We start from the raw sequence: 19,038 nt of genomic DNA on the forward strand, positions 1-19,038 counted from the left end.
TAGTATGCACACACCGCCGCTTTCACTGCCACTTGAATTTTGGAGGAGAATTAATTTATCCCTTTACTGCACCAGACATAACACCTTTAATAATGTACTTCTGGCAGATGAGGTAGAAGATTATGATTGGAACAATTGCCATAACCAAGCAGCCCATCATTGCGCCCATCTCGACAGATCCATAGCCGCCCTTCAAATACTGAACAGCTATAGAAATAGTCTTATACTTGTTGAGATCGAGCGTCAAGAATGGAAGCAGGAAATCATTCCAAATCCACATTGCCTGCAAGATTGAAACCGAAATAATAGCAGGTCGCATAATCGGCACAATAATCTGGAAGAATATACGTGGCACAGAAGCACCATCAATCATTGCAGACTCTTCGAGTTCTTGCGGAATACCCTTAATCACACCAGTGAAAATAAACACTGCAAGTCCTGCACCAAAGCCTAAGTAAATAATCCACAATCCCCATGGAGTATTCAACTTCAAAGTGTTCGTAATGTAAGCAAGGGTGTACATAACCATCTGGAATGGCACAATCATGTTAAACAGGAACAAAACGTATAGAAGTTTTGCTGCCCAATTGTTCACACGAACAATCCACCATGCACACATTGACGTGCACAGAAGAATGAGAATCACAGAACCAACAGTTACAACAATGGTCCAGAGGAAACTCATCGGAAAATCAGTACGATTTGAGCCTAATACGTAGTTAGACATTCCAACAAACGATTTTGAACTAAAAGTAAAAGGATTGCTGGCAATATCAACCTTAGACTTGAAAGAATTCAGCACTACTAAAGCTATAGGAAAAATCCATAACAAGCTTATAAGAGTGAACAGCACCGTCCATAACGCAGGATGCTTTGTTTTCTCGTTCATGCCGCTACCTCCTTTGACCTAGTGAGCATATTCTGAACCATAGCAATAACAGCCACAACAATGAAGAACATGACTGCCTGAGCCTGACCAACGCCTTCACATCTTGGAGTAGTGAAAGTTCTATAAATATTAAGAGCTAACATCTCTGTTTTCCTTGACGGACCACCGTTAGTTAATGCGAAGTTCTGATCGAAAAGCTTGAAGCCGTTGGTAATTGTTAAGAATGTGCAAACAGTAATAGAAGGCATCATCAATGGAATAGTAATCTTGAATAAAGTCTGCCTTGGACTTGCACCATCGACAGCAGCTGCTTCCATAACATCTCCTGGAAGAGCCTGCATTCCTGCGATATAAATAATCATCATATAGCCAATTTGCTGCCAGCAAACAACAATCACAAGACCCCAGAAACCGAATACTTCAGAGAACGTAATCGTACGATTGAAGTAGCCGAGTATACCATTTAACAAGAGCTGCCAAATATAGCTTAAAACGATACCGCCAATAAGATTTGGCATAAAGAACACGGCTCTGAATATCGTCGTGCCCTTGAACTTCTTAGTAAGCATGTACGCAATTGCAAAAGCAATAACATTAATAATTATTGTTGTAATAACTGCAAAAAGCGTTGTGAACAAAAACGAATAAACAAGATGCGGATCTTTTAAAGCTCTATAGTAGTTACGAAAACCCACAAACTTACCATCAGTCACAGTAGTGAATTTTCTAAAGCTCAAGTACACACCCATAATAAATGGTACTAAGAAGCCAACAATAAACGCAGCAAACGTTGGCAGCGCAAATAACCACCACCATTTACGTATTGCTTTTCCGCTCATACTAATCATGACTCGTCACTTTCTCCTCCTTGAGCGCGACATCCACGTAGACATCGCTGTCCCGAACCAATAACTTCATTCTACTACATGAATTAGCTATGTCAAACGTTGTCATTTTCGATATGTCACTTCAAACAAATATCAGAATTTAATTTTAAAAAATTGCTTATTATCGTTGGCATTCCAGCAAAATTTGCTAAAATAGAAATGTCTGCAAACGTTTGTTTGTTTCGAACTATAAAAGTTCGCACTAAACAATTAAACACAAGGCTGTGCTACACGTTTGTTATACGCGAATAAAGGAGTTCACATGTCGGCAAATATTCAAGATGTAGCGAATAAAGCTCATGTGTCAGTTTCTACTGTGTCGCGTTCATTTACACGACCAAACTTAGTATCTGCATCCACTCGCAATAAAGTATTGGCCATTGCTGAACAATTGAATTTTTCTATTTCGAAATCTGCAGCAGCACTAAAATCTGGTAAAACTTTGCGCATCGCTTTATTGATTAGCGATCAAATTCGTCTATGGTTTTCTGCATCTATTATTCAAGGATTGAATCAAGTATTCCACACAGCTGGATACGATTTGTCAATTTTTCAGATTTCCAGCAGCAAAGAGCGTAGCGAATTTTTCACAATGCTCCCAACTAGACGTAATGCTGACGCCGTTGTTGTGTGCTCCTTTGACGTAAATACCGACGAAATCGCACAACTTAAATCAACAGGTGTACCAATTGTTGGCATAAACTGCTTATATCCACAAAAATGCGATTTTGACGCGACTATCAATATTGACGATGACCAAGGTGCAAGACTTATGGCACGCCACTTAATCGGTTTAGGGCATCGCAATATTGCATATGTGCGCACAACTCGTGACGTTTCACTACATTTCAGCGTATTGCAGCGTTACCATTCTTTTATTGATGAATGCCAAAATAGCGGGATCACACCTACAGAAATTGTGGCACCTGCTAATTCTGATCGCATAAGCGCCATAGTTTCTATGCTTCTTGGAAGTTCAATTATGCCAACAGCAATTGCATGCCAAGAAGATGGTATTGCAATACCGCTTATGTTTCAGCTTGCACGCAGCGGGTATTCTACTCCAAAAGATGTGTCAATTATTGGTTTTGACGATAGTTTTTACGCGCATGAAACTGGCTTAACTACTATTAGACAGGATTCAGTTGATATTGCTTCTACTGCGGCAAATATCACGCTTGCGCTTATAAACGCAGAGGAAGTTGAAGATCCATATCGCATTGTTCCAGCGCAACTTATTGTGCGTTCAAGCACAGCTGCATTATTAAAAGAGTAGACCTTTTATAGTTTTCTAGAAAATATCGAAATAACAAAATCCGCTAGGACTTAGCACTATAATGTGCCAGTATCCTAGCGGATTTGCTTACGTCACCTTTGCTTGCTTACGTCAGCAGGTATAACGTCTGTTTGTTTATTAATGGATCAGTTGTCATCTTCATGAGCCTGAGAATATTCCTTAGCCCAACCATCCACGAATGCTGTCTTGACCTTATCCCACTTGCCGGTGCCCTGAGCGTACTCAAGCAAAGCGGAGCCAAGGTCGTTCTTCCAGTTATCAGATGGCATTACGGTGAAGTTCCAGCTTACTGGAGTCTTACCAGACTTAGCATCTTCAACGGCTGCTTGAGTCAATGGGTTGTCAGACTTGATATCTGCGAAGCTCTTGAATGGAGTAGTGAAGCCCATCTTCTTAGACAAAGCATCCTTACCAGCATCGGAAGTAAGCAACCACTTCAAGAAGTCCTTAGTTGCCTTCTTGTTAGCGTCAGACGTCTTCTCATTTATGCACCAATAGTTCTCAGAACCAGTTGCCAAGCCTTGCTTCTCTTCGCCCTTAGCACCAATATAAATTGGAAGCATACCAAGGTCTTCAGCCTTCATACCAGCCTTGGAGAGGTCACCCCAAGCCCAAGTACCATTCTGGTAGAACACAGCTTTACCCTGGGAGAACTCAGCATTAGCATCTTCACCAGTCTTGGAACCAATCTTTGTTGCTGGTGTAGTGGAATCAGTAATGTAAAGATCGAAAATCTTCTTATAACCGTCAAGGAAGCTACCCTTTACCTTTGCAGGCTGCTTGGTAACATGATCTTCCTTGAACTCATAGTACAAAGGAAGATTTGCAAGGTGGGTCTTAAAACGCCAATCAGAGCTGGAATCAAAACCAGCAGAAGTAAAGGCGCCTTCAACGCCAAGATCTGACTTGTGCTTTTGAATATCATCTGCAACAGCCTTCAACTTATCGAAGGAGTTGATTTCTTCAGCAGACTTTACCTTAGCATCCTTAAGCTCGGTGTACTTCTTAAGCAAAGCCTTGTTGTAAATCAAGCCGTAGGTTTCCATTGCATATGGAATACCAACAACCTTATCTCCATCCTTCAAAGCAATATCCTTGTTCTGAAGTTGGCTATAAAGCTCAGTATCCTTCAAATCAGCAGTGTAATCCTTCCAGCTTGCGTAACCAACTGGACCGTTGATCTGGAAGAGTGTAGGAGCTTCATTACCCTTGCTGATTTCACTCTTCAAAGACTGCTCATAAGTTCCGGAAGCAGCAGTTTGAACCTTAACCTCAACACCTGTTTTCTTGGTGTATGCCTTAGCTACTTCCTTCCACTGATCTGCAGCTTCTGGCTTAAAGTTCAAGAAGTAAACCTTACCTTTAGCAGAGCTGTCACTTGAGGAGGATCCGCAAGCCGCAAGCGCGCCAAAAGCCATTGCCGAGCAAGCTACCAGTGCAATTGTTGATTTAATTGTACGATTCATCATCGAACCTTTCTCCTATGCCGACAATCCCGTCATTGGACTGCCACACCTCTAGGTGTCCTTATCGACAATATTTATTATGCCTCAACTGCTGCAATATTGCAAACGATAGCATAAGTAAATTGACGCGTGTCATTATAAAAACACCACCCACTAATATATTCGATAAAATTAGCACGTATTTTTGGCAATAATTAAAGGGATTGCACAACAATTTAGCAAACGATTGTGCAACCCCTTGAGGATTATAGTTCAAAACAAATTATTTAATTAAACTAACTCTGCCCATGAGCAATCTTATATTCCTTAGCCCAGCCATCAACAAACGCGGATTTAAGAGTAGCCCATGCCTTATTAGCGCCAATAGAAGTCATACCGTCTTTTGTTGCTTGAGCGTATGTAAGCAAATCAGAGCCAACATCGTCTTTCCAACCGTTAGATGGCATAGTAACAAACACCCACTTAACAGGCAATTTGCCAGGCTTAGCAGTGTAATCAACAGCAGCCTGAACTAGAGGATTTTCTGCTTTAGGGAAACCTTTGAAAGGAGCAGCAAAGCCCATTTTATTAGCTAAAGCATCCTTACCATAATTTGTAGTAAGTAACCAATTAAGGAAGGCATTAGTTGCTTCCTGATTCCGCCTTGAAGCCTTTTTATTAATGCACCAATAATTTTCCGAACCGGTAGCCATGCCTTGTTTCTCTTCGCCCTTAGCACCAATATAAATTGGTAGCATGCCAACATCGTCAGGCTTTATGCCAGCTTTTGAAAGATCACCCCAAGCCCAAGTACCATTCTGGTAGAACACAGCTTTACCAAGAGCAAACTCATAAACAGCATCCTCGCCAGTTTTAGCACTTAACTGGCTTACAGGAGTTGTGGAATCAGAAATATAAAGGTCAAAAATCTTCCTGAAATTATCAACATAGTCGTAATTAATTGACTGAGGCTGACCATTAACGTTATTCTTAACGAATTGATAATACAAAGGCATATTTGCAAGATGCGTCTTAAAACGCCAGTCGGAGCTTAAATCAAAACCTGCGGACGCAAAAGCACCGTCAATACCAAGCTCATCCTTGCGCTTTTGCAAATCGTCTGCAACAGCCTTCAACGCAGCGAAATTAGTTATTTGATCTTCAAAAGATTTGCCGTTTTCTTCTGGCTGCAACTTTGCATCTTTAAGATCCGCATACCTAGCAAGCAAAGCCTTGTTGTAAATCAAGCCGTAATTTTCAGTAACATATGGCACAGCAACCGGCTTACCGTTATCCATAAAAGCAAGATTTTTATTGCTAAGTTGCGTATAAAGAGGGGAATTAGTTAAATCAGCAGTGTAATCCTTCCAGTTAGCGTAGCCAACAGGACCGTTAATCTGGAATAACGTAGGCATGCTATCTGGATTATCTTTATATTTCTCAACTTCGGTTTTAAGTCTCTTTTCATACTGACCGCCAGTTGGCGTAACTATGCTTACTGTAACACCAGTCTGTTTTGTGTATTCTTTAGCAACTTCTTCCCACATAGCAGTAGCTTCAGGCTTCAAGTTGAAGAAAATAACCTTCCCATTAGCAGACCTATCGGCATTTGCGCCAAAAGACTGAGAAAAACCAAAAGCAGTAAACGCACAAGCCGCCAAAACAGCGCAAACCACTAGCGCAATAATCGACTTAACCGAACGACTCATCATCGAACCTTTCCATATACTGCTAACCTCTTACGAACTAACTAATTACTGCTATTGAATACTATTTAAATCACCGTAGTGAACTAATATTACAGCAAACGCAAGACTCAAATATATAAATATCTTTGCAAAAAATTTGCGCAAATCGCACTAAAATATATGGAAATATCTGAAATTTTAAACCGTATTTCAACAATTCCAATGCACAATTACATTGTCGCCTTTATACGTGCCCAACACAGAATAATGCGCGGTATCCATACGAAGAAGTCGCGCAAAATCTGGGTTTACTCCAAGCCAGCGCGCAGTAAGAATACGCAACACATGAGCATGCGCAACAACAAGCACGTCCTTACCTAATTTCAATTTAGGCATTGCCGTATCGATAATCTTTTGAGTACGATCCGAAACCTCTTGCAAGCTTTCTCCAGAAGTCCTGTGCACATCCACTGTCTCTCCACTAGGAAGCACTTCTTTAGCATCACTAACCATGTGAGAAGGAAGAACTTTAGGACCATGTTTCCACACATCCCACGCCTCAACTCCACTTAGTTTAGAAATATCAGCGCGCGTGCGACCCTCAGCAGCACCATAATCCCACTCCAGCGCACTATCGCAAATTGTATACGAAGCAAATCCAGCAAACTGAGCTGTTTGCTGCGCGCGACGAAGCGGGCTTACAAGCACACAATCCTCATCAAAACCTTTTGTGAACACACACTGCAATCTAGCACCAGCCTCTTTTGCTTGCTCAACACCAACTTCAGTAAGAGGCAGATCCGTGCGCCCAGTATGCTGACCAGACACACTCCAAGCGGTTTGACCGTGACGAAGTAACACCAAGCAACCCTGCTTCGAGCATTCTTTCTGAGAGGATTCTTTAGTGCCGTTATTTTGCATAGTCTTCACATTCCTCACCAGCGCCATGTACACACATCGCACTGGACGCCTAGCAGCACGATTGCTTTACGTAAGCATTTCTTAACTTGCAGCCACTTTGCCGCAAATCAAGATTACTGTTCCATGGTACCGCCAAAATTGGTATTTCGTTACCACTAACATAGAAAATATGACGCAATTATCATCGGCTAATACTAAAACTCAACGAAACCATCGTGCGACTCAAGCTACCGTACAACGACTGAATGCAGCAAATCGTAAGATTGATGCGCTTCGCGAGCGCCGATTAAAAAATCCAAATACTTTAGGAGATTCGTTGCTTAAAGCCGCACTTCCGTCTTTTGCAACGTTTATAGCTGGACAGATTGCGCACTTAATATGGGAAAAACATGTTGATACTAGAAAAATCAATTTAAACTCTAATAATCGTCCTAACAATCTTTCTAAAGAAAAAATCACACAAAAGCAACGTGTTAAGCAAGAAGAACCATTGCTAATGTCTCTTGGGTTTGCAGTATTTTCTGCGATTCTTACTACGCTTGTTGGTCGCTTAGTAAGTCACGGAACCTTGTCTTATGTTGCGCGAAGGCAAAGAAAGCGACAGTTTCGAAAAAATAAATTCTAATTTTGAACAAATGAAACTAAATGCAGAAATAATCGAAGAATAAGGAAAGTAAGGAATAAGAATAACGTGCAAAACTTACGTCACAACGAAACTATTGATACTCTACTGAACCGCCGATCTATTCGCGCTTTTTGCAACGAAGCAATTGACGAAGATACAGTCGCGACTCTTGAAACCGTGGCTCAACGCGCTGCTTGCAGCCAGTTTTTGAACGACTGGTCAGCGATTAAAATTACGAATAGCTCAATTAAGCAGAAGCTTTCCGAAATTGGCAATCAAACATATATTGCTACAGCTCCGCTGTTGTACGTTTTTATTATTGACCAGCACAGAAACGCTGCAATTGCACAAAAAAATGGCATCGATACAGGCAGCGACGAATTTATGCTTAAAACTCGTTACCGCTTTACTCAAGCTCAAAACGACGTCATTTTGGCACTTCACACCATGGAAACTGCCGCGGAATCTTTGGGTCTTGGTTGCGTAATCCTCGGTTCAATTTTGAACAGTAGAACTCAGCTTATTGATATTTTGAATTTGCCTGAATACACGTATCCCGTGCTCGGCTTGGCAATTGGTAAGCCTGCACAAAATCCGGAATTAAAGCCGCGCATGAGTACTAGCATGCAGATTTTTGAAAACACTTACCCTGCTGACGATGCTGAATTACTAGAGAATCTTGCCGATTTCGACAATCGCGTGCATCAATATTACGATTTGCGAAATACTAGCAGACCGGTTGACGCTTTCAGCGCGCAAATTCTTGCTATAGCAGCAGACGATATTGCCAAAAAACACGAAGCAGAAGATGTTGAGCAGGTTGCAAGGCAAGGTTTTAATGTTGCATAAGATTTAACACCGTTTTAATTTAGTGCCGTTTTAACTTAACGCCGTCTTGGCTTATACCCGCGCTTTCTAGATTTAGGCTTCGTGCTTGCGGATGGCGAGCGCATATCGGAATACATGCGATTTACCGGGTTTTTATGCGTCAAATGCCAGCAACCACAATATTCACAAGCATAAACCCATAACTGTGTTCCACGCTCTCGCAAACTTTGCTCCGCTGCCATAAGAGCCTGCCCTTTATTCTTGTACATGATTTTTTGGGTAGATTCGCAGCGCCTCGGAGTAAAGAAATACATAGCTTTTATGGTAGCAAACCGCTTAACAGTTTATGATACGTCCAATAATTACATATCCACGTTAGCATCAACGTTCATAACGTACACGTTATTGCGCAATTGCCGCTCTTGCATTCGCGTAATATCCCCATCTTCGTACATGTCATGAATTATACGTAACTCTATTGCGTAACTTTCACGCTTTACTTCTTCAATATTTTCGATTAAACGCACACTCAAGCTCACATTAGGTCTAGAACGCAACAATCGTTCAACACTCCTGTACTCGCGCAAAAGTGCAGAACAGTACTCAGCTGCGTATTCCTGATTGCTCATGACATTATATAGTCGTTCAATAACGTGCTGAATAACTTCAATATGCAACTGACGAATATGCACAAAAATAACGTCTTCTTGTAAGAGTGGAGCTGTTCTGCGAATCATATTACTTACTCGCATTATGACTGTTCCAATACGACGCTGTAATGCTCTTAACCTTCCGCGAACATGCCACATGAGGGTTCCCAACTGCCTATCAGTGTGAATGTGACGTAAAGAATTCATAATTTGATCCAACAGACGCTCACAAGCTTCAACCTCCAGCAATTCCTGTTTCGATAAAGAACAAGCTTGCTTCAGCTTACGCAAACGCTGCTTAATATAATCTTTTTCCCAGTTAAGAGTTTCAATGCGCAAATCCAAATATTCTTTGGAGTCTCTATGCCCAATATTTTGCTTTAAACGTTCAATTCGTTCGGTATAAGAGTCAACAACAGACAATACTGCACGACGATTTTCGTTAGTAATACTAGAGGTTAATTCTTCAACCGTACGTCTAAGCACTTCAATGGCAATAGGAGTAACTTCCTCAAGTTCAGTATCGTTCTTTTTGGGAGAAATCATGGGTAACAAGAAGTTCGCCATAAGTAGCGTAACCACGATCACTACTCCCGATATAAAAATAAGTTCATTCCTAAGTGGAAACTTCACCGGTAATGTGAACATTAACGCTAAAGTTAAGGTTCCTTTTGCTCCACCTAAAGTCATAATTACAGCAGATTTTAATCCGCCTGTTAATTTGAATTGAGAAGATCTTGCGATGCGAACCATAGTGACCATCCATAAGAACCTCATGCCAACAACCGCAAGCAACGTTACAGCAATAATAGCCACAAGCAACAGGTTATTAACACCATAATCATTCCAACTTGAACTTACAACTTTTGGCAAAGCAATGCCAAGAAGAACAAAAACTGCACCATTCAGCCCAAACGAAAGAACACTCCACACGCTATTGGCAACAATATTAGTGCGCGAAACATTCGGACCTACTCCAGAACGATCAAATCTTGCTAGTAATCCTGCGGTAACTAACGCTAGCATTCCAGAAGCGCCAACACCTTCAGCACCCATGTAGAGCAGGAACGGCAAAAATAGTTCCATTAATATTCTTGTTTTTGTAGTTTCCCAGCCTAAAGATCTAATCTTTTCAAAAAGCCAGTTTGCAGCTAATCCTACAAATACGCCAATTGCAATTCCACCAAAGAATTTTGATGCAAAACTGCTTAGTGCTGGCGTGATATCGAAAACACCAGACGCAGCAACAAGAACTGCAAACTGGAAGCCTACGATTCCGGACGCATCATTAAACAGTGATTCACCCTGTAGTACGCTAAATTGTTTGTCAGTAAGCGATACTTCATGACTTAACGCACTTACTGCCACAGCGTCAGTCGGTCCCAAAGCTGCCCCTAACACAGCTGCAGCGGCAATCGGTATAAATGACCATATTGCAGGTAAAAGCACAGCAACTGCGACCATAGTTGCCAGTACTAAACCAACAGCAAGAGTTGCTGAGTATTTAAATGAAGACAATAACGCTAACTTATTTATCTCACGCGATTCAAAATAAATTAAAGGCGCAACAATTACGATCATAAAAAGCTCTGGATCGAGAGTAACGTTTGGGAAGAAAGGCAGTTCTGAAGCTATAACACCCATGGTTATCTGCACAAGCGGCACTGAAACTCTCGGTATAAAACGTTCCAAGAATGATGACAGCACTACAACCGCCATGATGTACAGAATTAGCTCAAAAACTGGCATACTATTATAACTTCCTCTATTTATTTACCTTATTTTTCAGCTTATCGAAACATGGCAACTAATATAAAATCTATTGAAATGCAAAATAATTTAAAAATAAAGAGGAACTTGTTCAAAAGTTCAATATAAATTCAAAATAAATTCAATTTTTACTTTGCAAAATACAAATTTGCGCGTAAAATCATCACTAAAAATATAAATAGTTCAATTTAATACTTATATTTTGAACTTTGCTATAAACTTGTTCAATTTATAAATGCCGATTTTACAAGAAAGACAGATTATGGCACAGAATTTTGCTGATGAGCTTAAAAAAGCTATGAAGCGTAAGGGATACAAGCAGATTGACGTAATCGAGCTTGCAGCAAAAAACGGTCATAAACTTGGTAAAAGCCAGTTAAGCCAGTATTTAAGCGGCAAAACCGAGCCTCGCAAAGACGTACGTAACATGCTAGCTGAAATTCTTGGAATCAGCAGCGACGGAATCAAAGGCGGTCATTCTTGTGCAAAAATCGAGCAAAACTGCCAGTCTGCAGAAGAACCACAATTAAATCAGCCACAGCTTACAGAAGCTGAACTTTCCCAAACACTCAAACATAGAACCTTCAACAAATCAACCAAACTCGAGCACGTGCTTTATGACGTTCGCGGCCCAGTTGTTGAAGAAGCAAACCGCATGGAAGCGAACGGAACGCATATTCTAAAGCTCAACATTGGAAATCCTGCGCCTTTCGGATTCCGCGCTCCAGACGAAGTGATTTACGACATGCAACAGCAGCTTATTGACTGCGAAGGCTACTCGGATAGTCGTGGACTTTTCTCCGCTCGCAAGGCGATTATGCAATACGATCAGCTTAAGGGCATTCCAGGCGTGCAAATGGAAGATATTTACACTGGAAACGGAGTTTCCGAGCTGATTAATCTTTCTATGCAAGCGCTGCTTGATTGCGGCGACGAGATTCTTATCCCAAGCCCAGACTATCCGTTGTGGACTGCGTGCGCTAGCCTGGCTGGAGGTACTCCTGTGCACTACATGTGTGACGAAAAGTCGCATTGGTACCCAGATATTGCCGACATTCGCTCTAAAATCACGCCTCGCACTAAAGCAATCGTGATTATTAACCCGAATAATCCTACGGGTGTGCTGTATAGTCGCGAAGTTTTGGAAGAGATTGTTAAGATTGCGCGCGAGTTTAATTTGATTATTTTTGCGGACGAGATTTACGACCGTCTTGTTATGGATGGCAAGAAGCATATTTCGATTGCTTCTCTTGCTCCAGACGTATTCTGCGTAACTTTCAGCGGACTTTCTAAGTCGCATATGATTGCTGGCTTCCGTATTGGTTGGATGAGTCTTTCGGGAGATAAATCCAAGGCTCGCGACTACATTATGGGTCTTAATATGCTGTCTAATATGCGCTTGTGCTCGAACGTTCCTGCGCAGTCAATTATTCAGACTGCTTTGGGCGGATACCAGAGCGTTGAAAAGTATTTGGAACCAGGCGGACGCGTGTATGAGCAGCGCGAGTATTGCTATAACGCGCTTCAAGAGATGGATGGCGTAAGCGTTGAGCGACCAGACGCTGCTTTCTACATGTTTGTAAAGCTCGATCCAAGTCGATACAACATTCACGACGACGAACAGTTTGCGCTTGATTTGCTACGCGATCAGAAGTTGCTGATTGTGCACGGCAAAGGCTTTAATTGGCAGACTCCAGGCTACTTCCGCGTAGTCTACTTGCCGCGCTTGCAAACGCTTCGTGACGCAATGGGCAAACTCGCTAACTTCCTCTCCTACTATCGCCAGTAGAAAAAATAATTTTTATATAAACAAAAAAATTATGCATATAGTGCCACGCTAAAAAAACTTAACGTGGCACTATATTTTTCATAGGAGGAAGGAATCAAAGTATTTACTAAGCAGCCTATTCTCTTATAGATGCTGCTGGGCCAATTGACTCACGCAGCAGCACAGTAATAGGTAGACATACGTGACGGGATGATGCTCGTTCATACCCAGCATTCAAAGTCTCTACTATATATTCAGCAGCTAAACGTCCTTTAGTTGTAACAGGCTGTTTAACTGTTGTCAACGGTGGATTACTACATGCAGACTCATCTAGATCATCAAAACCTGTAACAGAAATATCACGTGGGATTTGCAAACCAAACTGTCTAGCAGCATCCATTACTCCAAACGCAATAACATCACTAAAGCAGATGAACGCAGTTGGGAATGCAGAATTATTTTGTTTAGTTATTTGTGCAAAAGCTTCTTTTCCTCCAGCACGAGTGCATGGCACTTCAATAACATTTTTCTTATCGACCAGTGGGGCTATTCCATTCTCTTCTAAAGCAGAAATCACACCATCAATACGGCGACGAATTGTTCCATGCCAAGAAAGATACCCATCATCATTGCCTGATTCTGGAGAAATCACCACAAAATTGCGATGGCCCAATGAAATAAGATGCTCAGTTAATTCCTTCATAGCGCGCGTCTCATCAATATTGATACTTGGAGCCTGACTATGCACCTCACTGTCAACAATAACAAATGGCTTTCCTTGCTGCATAAGAGCTTCAACTTCACCACGATCTTCTTCTAAACCAGTTACTATAAAACCGTCAACTGCAGCATAAGGAATTGCTTTTAACATAGAATTACGAAGTGGCGGCACTAAAAGAAGCGTCAGTCCCTCTCGCTCACAGATTTGCCCAATACCTTGAATAAATTCCGAATAGTATGAATTTTCTAGCACTCGCCCTAATTGCTGTGGTAGCAACAATCCCAAACTATTTGTCTTTTGAGTTCGCAGCATATAAGCAACAGGATTACGCACATATCCTAGTTCCTTTGCAACTGAAAATATGTGTTCTACAGTTTCTGATGATAAGCGATCAGGAGTATTATACGCAAAGGAGACAGCAGATTTAGAGACACGCGCTGCATCAGCAATATCCTGCATTGTAATTTTCTTTCCCATGTCTCACACTTCTTACTTCTACATTATTTTTACTGTTGAGCTTGCAATACAATCATAGAATTATCTTTATTGGGGCGCCAACTATTTCCAACAGTTACACCATTTATAATTCGCCAATTATGATTTTGCAATTGTTGAGGTAGCTTCGATGAATTATATTCTACCAAATTATTACGTGAAATAATCATCAAAAGAGATTCTTCCTTATGCTCTCGCGAAATAATGACAGTATCTTCGTCAACAGCGTAACAACTTTGCGTGCCTCTTCGCAACGCAATATGATCACGCCGCAATGCATTTAATTGAACAATTGTACGGAATATTTCAGCATTTGCATCAAGACTATCCCACTGCATACCAGAACGGCACCCTGGATCATTATCGCCAACCATACCAAGCTCATCACCGTAATAAATCATTGGAGCACCTTCGCAGGCAAACATGCAATAGTACGCGGTTATGCAATCCTCAGTATTATTTTGATGCGCAGTTAAAACACGCTCAGTATCGTGGCTACCCAACAAATTCATCATTCCATGGTGATATCCATACGGTATGCGCTCCTGCAAACGGTTAATACCGTCAACAAAATCGTATGCATTGAATCGCTTTGTCGCAGTAAAACCTAAAACTAAATCACGCAGAGTATAATTCATTGTGCTATCAGTAGTGTCTCCTTGCAACCATTGAGCAGGGTCTCTCCACTCTTCAGCTATCAAACATAATTCCGAATTTTTTGCTTTAACAACTTGCCTAAAGTCCTGCCAAAATTCTGGATAAATAAAATATGGAACATCAAGACGATAACCATCGATACCTTGATCGATCCAATATCTTGCAACATTAAAATGATGCTCACGCACCTTTGGATTAAACACATTCCACTTCGGTAGATATTCACAACCAGAACAGGTTTTATAATTAGGCACAGGCAATGACTTAACTGGAAAGTTTTTCACTGAAAAATAATTCACATATTCTGAATTCTCTTCATTTTTAACAACATCTTGAAACATCCAATGAGTTTTACCACAATGATTTAAAACTGCATCTAGTACTATACGTATATTCCGCTTATGCGCTTCATCTACCAATGTATGAAAATCTTCAAGCGTTCCTAAAAGTGGATCGATTTTGAAATAATCGTTTGCATCATAACGATGATTTGTTGCAGCAGAAAAAATTGGATTCAAATAGAGCGCGTTGCACCCTAAATCATGAATATAATCAAGTTTTTCTGTAATTCCAGCAATATTACCACCTAAGAAATTCTCACGCGTAGGCTCAGCATCCCATGGATCAAGCGGCACATGACCTTCAGTTAGCATACCGTAGCCTTCACAACGATGGAAACGATCAGGAAAAATCTGATAAAATCTTGCATCAGGCAACCACTGTGGTATAGACATAATAAACCCCATCCTTAATATTTCTACAATTTCTAATCTTTCATACCCGTATTTGCAATTCCTCTAACGAGCGCACGTTGGAAGAAAAGGAACACAATGATACTTGGTATTGTTGCAGTCAAAGTTCCTGCCATCAAATAATTCCAAGAGGTTCCATAACGCCCTACGAAGGATGCTAAACCAATCTGGATTGTACGAGTTTCATCCGTATTCGTAACCAATAACGGCCAAAGGAAATCATTCCACGCAAAGAGAAAACTGAAAATACCAAGCGTCGCAAACGCTGGATATGACAATGGAACAATCAGTTTGAAGAATATTCCAAACCTGCCACAACCGTCAATGCGCGCTGCCTCATCAAGCTCTCGAGGAATTGTTGCAAAATATTGGCGAAGTAAAATAATGCCAAACACATCTGCAAGTCTAGGAACAACCAAAGCATACAGCGTATCAACCCACCCCAAATTAGCGACTATCTCATAGGACGGAATAACAATCACAAAATTAGGAATCATCAATGCAGAAAGCAGCAGAATGAATATTGTTTTCTTCAAAGGAAATTCTAAGCGCGCAAAAGCGTAGGCAGCAAAGGCATCAAATATTAAATGTCCTACAACAATTCCTACTGTCATCAATAGCGTATTCCAGTAATATTGTGCAAACGGCGCAGCTTGCCAAGCGTGAATATAGTTTTCCCAATGCCATGATGTGGGAAAAATTGAAGTATTCGTGTATGTTTCAGCACGCATTTGCAAAGAAGTAGTGAACATCCACAAAAATGGAATGATTACTGTTGCTGAACCTAAAATCAGAATCGCATGACGCGCCAAACGCGACCATAATGATGATTTCATTATTCTTCTCCTTGTGCTCCAGAAACTTTCCATTGAACCATCGTCACGCCTAGCACTAGCGCAAGTGTAATAAACGCTATTGCTGTTCCATAGCCAAAATCACCAAGCTTGAACGCATCCCGATACATCATCATGCCAAGCACTTCCGTGCCTCCGCGAGGCCCACCACCCGTGAGCATGTATGCAAGGTCGAAGGATTGGAAGCTCGTCACCAATGCCTGAACTACTACAAAAAACGTCATTGGAGACAGCAATGGGAAAGTAATCTTCCATAATTTTTGCCACCCAGTAGCTCCATCTAATGCAGCCGCTTCATACACACTTTTTGGCAATGCTTGTAACGCAGTTAAATACAAAATAGCGTTAAAACCAATATTTTTCCACACGGTCAAAAGAATTAATGCAATAAGCGCAAGCCAGCGATTTTGTAACCAATCTGGTCCGTGTATATTGAATTTCATCAACACACTGTTCACGAATCCAGAAGGATCGAGCATATATTTCCACACAATGGCTGCAGCCACAGAAGATGTAACCACTGGAAGGAAGTAAATACTACGATAAATACTCCTACCTTGTATAGGTGCATCAAGCAAAAGCGCGAGCAACAATCCAGTCAGCACACTTAATACACATACACCAGCAGCATAAATAATTGTTACCATTAAGCTGTTGAAAAACTCAGGATCTTGGAAAAGACGAGCATAGTTTTCCAAGCCAATAAATTTCTTTTCTGGAGAGAATCCATCCCACGATGTTAGTGAAATATATACAGCAGACAACACAGGGTACAGCACGAAACCACCAATAATAAGCACTGCTGGCAACAAGAATACCGCAGCACAAATTACCTGATCTTTCTGGTAGTGCCTGTGCGCAGACTTGAGAAAATGACGTTTTTTCATTACATACTCCTTGATGCAAAGAACTCCGATAGCTGAGCCAACTTTATTTCATTCGACCCAGCTATCGGCACAGTATTTATGCAATCAGCCTTTGGCAATCACGTCGTTTACTGCCTTTTCAGCATTCGCAAGCGCTTCGTCAACACTCTGCTCTCCAGCGAAAGCCTTCTCCACAGCCTTTGCAAATTCGAAGGAAATCTTTGGATACAATGGCGTATTTGGACGTGTATGAGCAATCTCCATTTGTTCCACAAACGGAATTAAACGAGGCTGTTCCTTCTTAACCCAATCCAAATACTTATCAGACTTTGCAACACTCTTCGTTACAGGAAGCATGCCAGTCTTTTGCGACCACTTGATCACCTGTTCTGGCTGCAAGAACCAATTCAAGAACTCGCCAGCAGCCTTGGCACGAGCGTCAGAATTGTGGAAGACGATTGCTTGTTCACCACCGAGATTGGTTGCCTCCTTACCATCCTTTGGATGAGGGGCTTTTGCTACACCGAAATCAAATGGTGGATCTGGCGCCCAGATGCCAACCATCCAGCTACCTTCCTGAGCAGAACCACCCTTGCCCTTTTCAAATTCGCCCCACTTAGCATATGGGCTCACGCCGCTCTTGATGAGATCCATCCAGAAGTTCATAGCCTTCTTGCCTTCTGGCGTATTGAATGCAGCCTTAGAATTATCCTTCGTCAAGAATTCGCCGCCAGCTTGCCACAAGTTGACCTGGAAGTTCCAAGTTAAACCTTCGCCGTTATCTCCTGCTTGAGTAAGCAAATCATACCCTGGCTTGCCCGTCTTTTCCTTGATTGTCTTGGCAACTTTCTTCAACTCATCCCATGTTTGCGGTGGCTTGTTAGGATCTAACCCAGCTTCTTTATAAACATCCTTGTTGTACATGTACGCAAGATTATTGGCAGTCACTGGCACAGAAACTTGTTTGCCGTCAATATGACCATAGTCAATCAATGCAGGAGTCACATCATCGAGCGTTTTCGAGCTGATAACCTTAGAAAGATCAGTCAAATTGCCCATTTTTGCAATCTGTGGCACCCATACCAAATCACTTATAGAAATATCTGGCAAGCTCTTCGACGAAGCCGATGCACGAAGCTTCGTCATAAAATCAGAATTCGGGACGCTCGCAGTCTTAATCTTAATATTTTTATGCGAAGCATTAAAATCCTTCACCATTGCATCAAAGGTATCGGCGTTAGCGCCATCCCAATAATGCCAAATGGTAAGCGATGTTGCACCATTAGCGTCGGACGATTTCGTACTACCGCACGCACTTACGCTAACAATCATTGCAGCAGCACCAATCAGTGCACATATTTTTGTAAGTTTCTTCATTGTAACCTTCTTTTTATATTCATACGTTAACTTGCACTCATTTTGCATTTAGAAAATGGATGACGAACGATTCTCTAAAGCATCAGAAAACAAACTAATAATTTTTTTATTCTTTGTTGTATGACTACATAACAAGCAAACAGTTTTTTAATTGCCACAAACACTGGCTCATATAAATCTACATGTCATGTTCATACAGACACCAAAATCAAAAATGCATGCTTGTTTCTACCTCCTCCCCTCCAACTCCGAAGGCATTATCTTTAGACACCCACTGTTTGTCATCAAGCAATGCCTTAAATTGGAACTTTTTACCTTTAGGTATTCTTTCCATTCCAGTCTCCTTTGAGCTGCAATGCTAAACTCTAGTAAATCAATTTACTACATTGTTAAACAAACGTCAATCCCTTAAAATAATTACATGTTATCTACTTGCTACGCTTGCAAACACTTCGTGACGCAATGGGCAAACTCTCTAACTTCCTCTCCTACTATCGCCAGTAGCCGCAGCCCCTGCCTATAAACAGCAATAAAACACTAATTTCACT

The 19,038-nt window shown here is 41.3% G+C and carries 17 protein-coding genes; 4 read left to right on the top strand and 13 right to left on the bottom strand.

Annotation, left to right across the window (positions count from 1 at the left end):
- Positions 1–55 precede the first annotated feature (55 nt).
- Positions 56–889 carry a carbohydrate ABC transporter permease gene (locus HXT37_RS06615; RefSeq protein WP_004104804.1) on the bottom strand — a complete coding sequence of 278 codons (834 nt, stop codon included), beginning with the start codon at positions 887–889 and terminating at the stop codon, positions 56–58.
- The gene (locus HXT37_RS06620; protein ID WP_004108156.1) at positions 886–1,737 is read right to left on the bottom strand and encodes a carbohydrate ABC transporter permease; all 852 of its coding nucleotides are present in this window, start codon (positions 1,735–1,737) and stop codon (positions 886–888) included. The genes HXT37_RS06615 and HXT37_RS06620 overlap by 4 nt, the downstream gene beginning before the upstream one ends.
- Positions 1,738–2,038: 301 nt before the next feature.
- Between HXT37_RS06620 and HXT37_RS06625 the strand changes: the two genes are divergently transcribed.
- Positions 2,039–3,052: a LacI family DNA-binding transcriptional regulator gene (locus HXT37_RS06625; protein ID WP_102703478.1), complete on the top strand. Its 1,014-nt coding sequence runs from the start codon at positions 2,039–2,041 to the stop codon at positions 3,050–3,052.
- A gap of 146 nt (positions 3,053–3,198) precedes the next feature.
- On the opposite strand, the gene HXT37_RS06630 is transcribed toward HXT37_RS06625, so the two are convergent.
- The 3 genes from HXT37_RS06630 to HXT37_RS06640 all read right to left on the bottom strand — a co-directional run bounded on the left by HXT37_RS06630 (position 3,199) and on the right by HXT37_RS06640 (position 7,127).
- Positions 3,199–4,542 carry an ABC transporter substrate-binding protein gene (locus tag HXT37_RS06630; RefSeq protein WP_012914535.1) on the bottom strand — a complete coding sequence of 448 codons (1,344 nt, stop codon included), beginning with the start codon at positions 4,540–4,542 and terminating at the stop codon, positions 3,199–3,201.
- 272 nt (positions 4,543–4,814) lie between these two features.
- A complete protein-coding gene (locus HXT37_RS06635; RefSeq protein ID WP_102703479.1) occupies positions 4,815–6,230 on the bottom strand; it encodes an ABC transporter substrate-binding protein in 1,416 nt (471 codons plus the stop codon).
- A gap of 186 nt (positions 6,231–6,416) precedes the next feature.
- Positions 6,417–7,127, bottom strand: coding sequence for a histidine phosphatase family protein (locus HXT37_RS06640; RefSeq protein ID WP_102703480.1), 711 nt, complete (start codon positions 7,125–7,127; stop codon positions 6,417–6,419).
- 169 nt (positions 7,128–7,296) lie between these two features.
- Between HXT37_RS06640 and HXT37_RS06645 the strand changes: the two genes are divergently transcribed.
- Both HXT37_RS06645 and HXT37_RS06650 read left to right on the top strand, forming a co-directional pair.
- Entirely contained in the window at positions 7,297–7,752 is a 456-nt protein-coding gene (locus tag HXT37_RS06645; protein ID WP_004108175.1) for a DUF4235 domain-containing protein, read from the top strand.
- Between the two features lie 66 nt (positions 7,753–7,818).
- Positions 7,819–8,601 (top strand): nitroreductase family protein, encoded by a 783-nt coding sequence (locus tag HXT37_RS06650; RefSeq protein WP_004108178.1) that lies wholly within the window; start codon positions 7,819–7,821, stop codon positions 8,599–8,601.
- Positions 8,602–8,636: 35 nt separating this feature from the next.
- On the opposite strand, the gene HXT37_RS06655 is transcribed toward HXT37_RS06650, so the two are convergent.
- Both HXT37_RS06655 and HXT37_RS06660 read right to left on the bottom strand, forming a co-directional pair.
- Complete coding sequence (locus tag HXT37_RS06655) at positions 8,637–8,894, bottom strand: hypothetical protein (RefSeq protein WP_076003106.1); 258 nt, start codon at positions 8,892–8,894, stop codon at positions 8,637–8,639.
- A gap of 48 nt (positions 8,895–8,942) precedes the next feature.
- Positions 8,943–10,979 (bottom strand): cation:proton antiporter, encoded by a 2,037-nt coding sequence (locus HXT37_RS06660; protein WP_421779494.1) that lies wholly within the window; start codon positions 10,977–10,979, stop codon positions 8,943–8,945.
- Between the two features lie 283 nt (positions 10,980–11,262).
- Between HXT37_RS06660 and HXT37_RS06665 the strand changes: the two genes are divergently transcribed.
- Positions 11,263–12,789 carry an aminotransferase class I/II-fold pyridoxal phosphate-dependent enzyme gene (locus HXT37_RS06665; protein WP_012914541.1) on the top strand — a complete coding sequence of 509 codons (1,527 nt, stop codon included), beginning with the start codon at positions 11,263–11,265 and terminating at the stop codon, positions 12,787–12,789.
- A 115-nt stretch (positions 12,790–12,904) separates the two neighbouring features.
- Here HXT37_RS06665 and HXT37_RS06670 read toward each other — a convergent pair whose 3' ends face one another.
- The 6 genes from HXT37_RS06670 to HXT37_RS06695 all read right to left on the bottom strand — a co-directional run bounded on the left by HXT37_RS06670 (position 12,905) and on the right by HXT37_RS06695 (position 18,824).
- Positions 12,905–13,966, bottom strand: coding sequence for a LacI family DNA-binding transcriptional regulator (locus tag HXT37_RS06670; protein ID WP_421779496.1), 1,062 nt, complete (start codon positions 13,964–13,966; stop codon positions 12,905–12,907).
- 29 nt (positions 13,967–13,995) lie between these two features.
- Entirely contained in the window at positions 13,996–15,375 is a 1,380-nt protein-coding gene (locus tag HXT37_RS06675; protein WP_076003109.1) for a glycoside hydrolase family 13 protein, read from the bottom strand.
- Positions 15,376–15,407: 32 nt separating this feature from the next.
- Positions 15,408–16,229 (bottom strand): carbohydrate ABC transporter permease, encoded by an 822-nt coding sequence (locus HXT37_RS06680; protein ID WP_004108195.1) that lies wholly within the window; start codon positions 16,227–16,229, stop codon positions 15,408–15,410.
- Positions 16,229–17,134 (bottom strand): carbohydrate ABC transporter permease, encoded by a 906-nt coding sequence (locus tag HXT37_RS06685; protein WP_421779498.1) that lies wholly within the window; start codon positions 17,132–17,134, stop codon positions 16,229–16,231. The genes HXT37_RS06680 and HXT37_RS06685 overlap by 1 nt, the downstream gene beginning before the upstream one ends.
- An 84-nt stretch (positions 17,135–17,218) precedes the next feature.
- On the bottom strand, positions 17,219–18,490 hold the full coding sequence (locus HXT37_RS06690) for an ABC transporter substrate-binding protein (protein ID WP_033888414.1): 1,272 nt from the start codon (positions 18,488–18,490) through the stop codon (positions 17,219–17,221).
- Positions 18,491–18,698: 208 nt separating this feature from the next.
- Positions 18,699–18,824 (bottom strand): hypothetical protein, encoded by a 126-nt coding sequence (locus HXT37_RS06695; RefSeq protein WP_116995007.1) that lies wholly within the window; start codon positions 18,822–18,824, stop codon positions 18,699–18,701.
- Positions 18,825–19,038: the final 214 nt, after the last annotated feature.

The sequence above is a fragment of the Gardnerella sp. DNF01151 genome (assembly GCF_049244235.1).
GTDB classification, from domain to species: domain Bacteria; phylum Actinomycetota; class Actinomycetes; order Actinomycetales; family Bifidobacteriaceae; genus Bifidobacterium; species Bifidobacterium swidsinskii.